This window comes from Streptomyces sp. SID5785, assembly GCF_009870065.1.
Classification (GTDB): Bacteria; Actinomycetota; Actinomycetes; order Streptomycetales; family Streptomycetaceae; genus Streptomyces.
On the sequence record NZ_WWIA01001141.1, the window covers coordinates 1 to 5,438 of the forward strand.

Consider the following 5,438-nt stretch of genomic DNA (forward strand, 5'->3'; position numbering starts at 1 on the left):
TGGAGCGCGGGGTACGGGTGGTGGACGGGCTGCTGACCGGGCTGCACGAGCCGGAGGCGTCCCATCTGCAGATGCTGGAGGCGGTCGCGGGACGGGCCGCCGTGCGCCGTACGTACGAGGAGGCGCTGCGCGGGCGCTACCTGTGGCACGAGTTCGGGGACGTCCATCTGGTCCTTCCGGAGGAGGGGGCTCACTGAGAGCGTTGCAGGGGCAACGATCGGTGAGAACGAGGGTGGGCCCGTGTGATGCCGCGCATAGGGTCCAGGTCACGTACGAAGCCACGTAGTGGACCGAGATGGGACTTTGGTCCCGGGATATCGCAAGGACTGGGAGCCGAAAACTGGCTCCCAGTCCTTTTTGTGCGCTCTGTGCACCACTAGGCGACTTCGTACGTCACACCTTTGCCACGGATTTTTGCTGGCGCTAACAATTGCCGACGTTGCGCCGAGCCGCACCGGCTACCCGTGACGCCCGTCCCCCAAACTCCGAGAGGTCCCCGTCTCATGTCCCTGCAGCGCATCTTCGGCCATAGTCAGCTGACCCGGACCCACAAGCTCTCCGCCGCCGGCGTCGCCTCGCTCGGTGCCGCCGCCCTGGCGATCACGCTGGTCCCGGCCCACGACACGCAGGCGCAGGCCGAGCCGGCCACGTCCGCCGCCGCGCCCGTCGCCTTCACCGAGGGCGGCGTGAAGGACCTGCACGCCAGCGTCACCAGCCAGCAGGCCAACGCCTCGGAGAAGGCCAAGGCCGCCGCCGAGAAGGTGAAGGCCCGCCAGCAGGCGCAGGCGAAGAAGGAGGCCGCCGCCAAGGCGAAGGCCAAGGCGGACGCCGAGGCCAAGGCGCGCAAGGACCGTGCCGTCCGCGAGGCCGCGTCCCGCTCCGCCGCCCGCAAGCCCGTCTACGCGAACAACCTGGACGGCTGGATCAAGGAGTCCCTGAGCATCATGAAGGCGAAGGGCATCCCGGGCTCGTACGACGGCCTGCACCGCAACATCATGCGGGAGTCCTCCGGCAACCCGAAGGCCATCAACGGCTGGGACATCAACGCGATCAACGGCATCCCCTCGAAGGGTCTGCTGCAGGTCATCCCGCCGACCTTCAACGCGTACCACGTCAACGGCACCCCGAAGGACATCTACGACCCGGTCGCCAACATCACGGCCGCCGCGAACTACGCCGCCGACAAGTACGGCTCGATCGACAACGTGAACAGCGCGTACTGACCGGATTCGCGCGTTCCGGGACTCGTTGACGGGACCTCCGGGTCTCCGGCGCACGCCGAACCCCCACGACGGAGATGGGCGGCACCCTCGAGGGTGCCGCCCATCTCCGTCGTGCGTACCGCGTGACTACTTGCGCATGACCTCGGGCTCGTGCCGGCGCAGCAGGCGCGCCACGGCGAAGCCGCAGACGATGCCGAGCGCGAGCAGGACCGCGATGTCGATGCCCCACTGGCCGACCGAGTGCTCCCACAGGGGGTCGAGGTCGGTCGGGTTCTTCGGGTCCCACGGCGGCATCAGGTGTGCCAGGTCGAGGGTGGCCCCGGAGGCGCCGATGGCCCAGCGGGACGGCATCAGCCAGGCGAACTGCTCGAGGCCGATCGACCCGTAGATCTGGAACAGGACGCCGGTGAAGACGACCTGGACGATCGCGAACATGACGAGCAGCGGCATCGTCTTCTCGGAGGTCTTCACCAGCGAGGAGATGACCAGGCCGAACATCATCGACGTGAAGCCGAGCGCGATGATCGAGATGCACAGCTCGACGGCCGGCGGCATCAGGAGACCCTCGGTGGGAAGGTCGCGCGGGATGAAGCCGATGGCGCAGATGATGACGCCCTGGATGGCCGTGATCACGCCGAGGACGATGACCTTGGACATCAGGTACGCGGAGCGGGACAGGCCGGTGGCCCGTTCGCGCTCGTAGATGACCCGTTCCTTGATCAGCTCACGGACCGAGTTGGCCGCCGCGGAGAAGCACATGCCCACCGCGATGATCAGCATGATCGTGCCCGCGTCGCCGTTGAACTTGGACGGCGGCTTGGGCGGTGCCAGGCCGAAGTCGGCCGGGATCACCACGGAGACCACGCCCAGGACCGCGGGCAGGATCACCATCAGGCCCATGAAGCCCTTGTCGGAGGCGATCACCGACACGTAGCGGCGGATCAGCGTGATCAGCTGCGCGCCCCAGGGCTGCGGCTTGGGCGGCTTGACCGCCGCGGGCGGCGGCATCTGCACGGACTGCGGGGCGACGGCGTCGATGTCGGCCGCGTACATCTGGTAGTGCTGCGAACCCTTCCAGCGGCCCGCCCAGTCGTAGTCGCGGTAGTTCTCGAACGCCGAGAAGACGTCGGCCCACGTGTCGTACCCGAAGAAGTTGAGCGCCTCCTCCGGCGGGCCGAAGTACGCGACCGAACCGCCCGGCGCCATGACCAGGAGCTTGTCGCACAGGGCGAGCTCGGCCACGGAGTGGGTGACGACGAGGACCGTGCGGCCGTCGTCCGACAGGCCGCGGAGCAGCTGCATGACGTCGCGGTCCATGCCCGGGTCGAGGCCCGAGGTGGGCTCGTCCAGGAAGATCAGCGACGGCTTGGTGAGCAGCTCGAGTGCCACGGAGACGCGCTTGCGCTGGCCACCGGAGAGGGAGGTGACCTTCTTCTCCTTGTGGATGTCCAGCTTGAGCTCGCGCAGCACCTCGTCGATCCGCTGCTCGCGCTCCTGCTCGCTGGTGTCGGCGGGGAAGCGGAGCTTGGCGGCGTACTTGAGGGCCTTCTTGACGGTCAGCTCCTTGTGCAGGATGTCGTCCTGCGGGACCAGACCGATGCGCTGCCGCAGCTCGGCGAACTGCTTGTACAGGTTCCGGTTGTCGTAGAGGACGTCGCCCTGGTTGGCCGGGCGGTAGCCCGTGAGCGCCTTGAGGAGCGTCGACTTACCGGATCCGGACGGGCCGATGACCGCGATCAGCGACTTCTCGGGGACGCCAAAGGAGACGTCCTTGAGGATCTGCTTGCCGCCGTCGACGGTCACCGTGAGGTGGCGCGCCGAGAAGGAGACGTCACCGGTGTCGACGAACTCCTCGAGCTGCCCGCCGACGATCCGGAACGTGGAGTGACCCACGCCGACGATGTCGTTCGGACCGAGGAGCTGCGAGCCGCCCTTGGTGATCGGCTGACCGTTGACGTACGTGCCGTTGTGCGAGCCGAGGTCGCGGATCTCCATGCGGCCGTCGGGGGTCGCGTGGAACTCGGCGTGGTGGCGGGAGACCTGGAGGTCGGAGACGACCAGCTCGTTCTCCAGCGCACGGCCGATGCGCATGACGCGGCCGAGGGCCAGCTGGTGGAACGTGGTGGGGCTGCGGTCGCCGTAGACCGGCGGCGCACCTCCCGGTCCGCCCTGCTGCGGCGGCATCTGCTGGGCCGGCGGCTTCTGCTGCCAGCCCTGCTGGGGCACCTGCTGCTGGGCCTGCTGCGGCATCTGCTGCGGCATCTGCTGCTGGGCCCAGCCGGCGGCACCCGCCTGCGGATGCTGCTGCGGCGGCGCCTGCTGGGGCGCCGCCTGCTGCGGGGCGGCCTGTTGCTGGGCCTGCTGCGGGGCCTGCTGCTGCGGCGAGGCCACGGCGGCCGCCCGGTCACTGCCCCGTACGGTCACCTTCGGACCGTCGGTCGCGTTCCCGAGGTGCACCGAGGAGCCGGGCCCGATCTCCATCTGGTGGATCCGCTGGCCCTGCACGAAGGTGCCGTTGGTCGAACCGTGGTCCTCGATGACCCAACTGCGGCCGCCCCAGCTGATCGTGGCGTGCCGCCAGGACACCCGCGCGTCGTCGAGCGCGATGTCACCACCCGGGTCGCGACCCAGGGTGTACTGCCTGGACGGATCGAGCGTCCAGGTCCTGCCGTTCAATTCCAGTACGAGTTCAGGCACTCCACGCCCCACTGAGTTGTCCCCCGATTTTTGCCCCCGTCATGGGGAGTCTAGGGATGTCGAACATCGTGAGGAACTATTTCAGGAAGCCCCCCATGACCGAAAGTCGGGCCTTGCGTCAGAGGTGGTGAAGACGCTCGCGCGGCGTCCGTGCGCGCGCCGTTGACGCGGACGACACGGCCCTCGAGAGTGGTAAGAGCCCACAACTGCCTACGGATCATGAGCAAACGGGAGATCCGGGATGTTGCGGGACGGATCGGGGGACCTGGATGTCCGTGACCGAGACCGGCCGGGCCGTACGGCGATCGGGCGCCGCCCGCGCGGGTGAGGCACTGATCGCCGCCGTCGCCGCGGTGAGCTGGGCTTTCATCGGCATGGTCGGCGTGGCGGCGCTCGGACTTCACCTCCTGGGCGCGGACGCGACCGGGTCACTGGGTCCGATGACGGCCGCGGCGGTGGCGCTCGGCGTCGGCGGGCGGGTGGCGCCCTCGGGCGACGTCTCGGCGTTCGGACTGGACGGGGCCGAGGCCCGCACGGCGGTCTCGGTGACCCCGCTGGGCGTCGGGCTCACCGGGGCGCTGCTGCTCAGCTGGTTCTTCCTGCGATCCCTGCGTACGGCGGAAGTTGAGGTCCGTGCCGGGGAGCTGGCGGCCCGCGCGGGCACCGTGGCGGCGCTCTTCCTGGGGCTGCTGGGAGGCCTCGCCCGGGCGGGTCACGACCTCATCACGATTGACGGCACGAAGCCGGGTCTTGGGGGCATTCCCGACAACGGGGGCCTGCCGGGGGACCTCGGGGACCGGCTGCCGGACGGGGTCGGCGGGCTGCTGCCCGACCGGCTCGGCGACCTCGCGGGCGCGAAGGCCTCGGTCGGCTTCACGGTGCAGACGGGGCCGACGCTGGCGGGCGGCGCGGTCTTCGTCGCCGGGGTGCTCGTCCTTGCGCTGCTCGCGTCGCGGCGCACTCCGCTCCCGCGCGCGCTGGCCCCGCTGCACCGGCTGGTGCGGCCCGCGGTGTCGTCGCTGGTCCTGGTGCTCCTGCTCGCGGTGGCGGCCGGGCTCGTCGCCGCAGTGTCGGCCTCGCTCGGGGACGGCTCGGCGCGCCGGATCGCGGGCGCGGCGCTGCTCGGGGCGCCCAACGGGGTGTGGCTCGGGGTGCCCGTCGGCCTCTTCGTGCCCTGGGACGGTACGGCGACGGGTGAGCTCGCACGGCTGCTGCCCGACCCGCTGGAGCAGTTGCTGCGGATGTCCGGGGACGAGCCGGTCACCGTGGGCCGCCTCGCCGCGCTCGACGGACGGGTCTGGCTGCTGCCCGTCGCGGCCGCCCTGATGATGCTGTGCGCCGGCGTCCTCACGGCGGTGCGCACCCCGCGCCGAGGACACGGGGCACCGGCCTTCGCGGGTCACTGCGCGCTGCGGCTCGGCGTCCCGGCCGCGCTCGCGCTCCCCCTCCTCGTCCGGCTCACGGACCTCTCGGCGGGGGCGTCGCTGTCGGTGCTGGGCCTCGACGCCTTCGGCGCGG

The 5,438-nt window shown here is 70.4% G+C and carries 4 protein-coding genes; 3 read left to right on the forward strand and 1 reads right to left on the reverse strand.

Going from position 1 to position 5,438, the window contains the following annotated elements:
• Both GTW43_RS37055 and GTW43_RS37060 read left to right on the forward strand, forming a co-directional pair.
• Positions 1–197: S-adenosylmethionine:tRNA ribosyltransferase-isomerase (locus tag GTW43_RS37055; protein ID WP_161306352.1), on the forward strand; the 197-nt coding region annotated here is incomplete at its 5' end.
• 306 nt (positions 198–503) lie between these two features.
• Positions 504–1,223, forward strand: a complete 720-nt coding sequence (locus GTW43_RS37060; protein ID WP_161306353.1) for a transglycosylase SLT domain-containing protein — start codon at positions 504–506, stop codon at positions 1,221–1,223.
• Between the two features lie 126 nt (positions 1,224–1,349).
• Here GTW43_RS37060 and GTW43_RS37065 read toward each other — a convergent pair whose 3' ends face one another.
• On the reverse strand, positions 1,350–3,920 hold the full coding sequence (locus tag GTW43_RS37065; RefSeq protein ID WP_161306354.1) for an ABC transporter ATP-binding protein/permease: 2,571 nt from the start codon (positions 3,918–3,920) through the stop codon (positions 1,350–1,352).
• A gap of 269 nt (positions 3,921–4,189) precedes the next feature.
• Between GTW43_RS37065 and GTW43_RS37070 the strand changes: the two genes are divergently transcribed.
• On the forward strand, positions 4,190–5,438 hold a 1,249-nt coding region (locus GTW43_RS37070; RefSeq protein ID WP_161306355.1), incomplete at its 3' end, for a streptophobe family protein.

Bases quoted from the DNA above. Each gene is read 5' to 3' on its own strand.
- GTW43_RS37060 (WP_161306353.1), top strand. From the start codon at position 504: ATGTCCCTGCAGCGCATCTTCGGCCATAGTCAGCTGACCCGGACCCAC.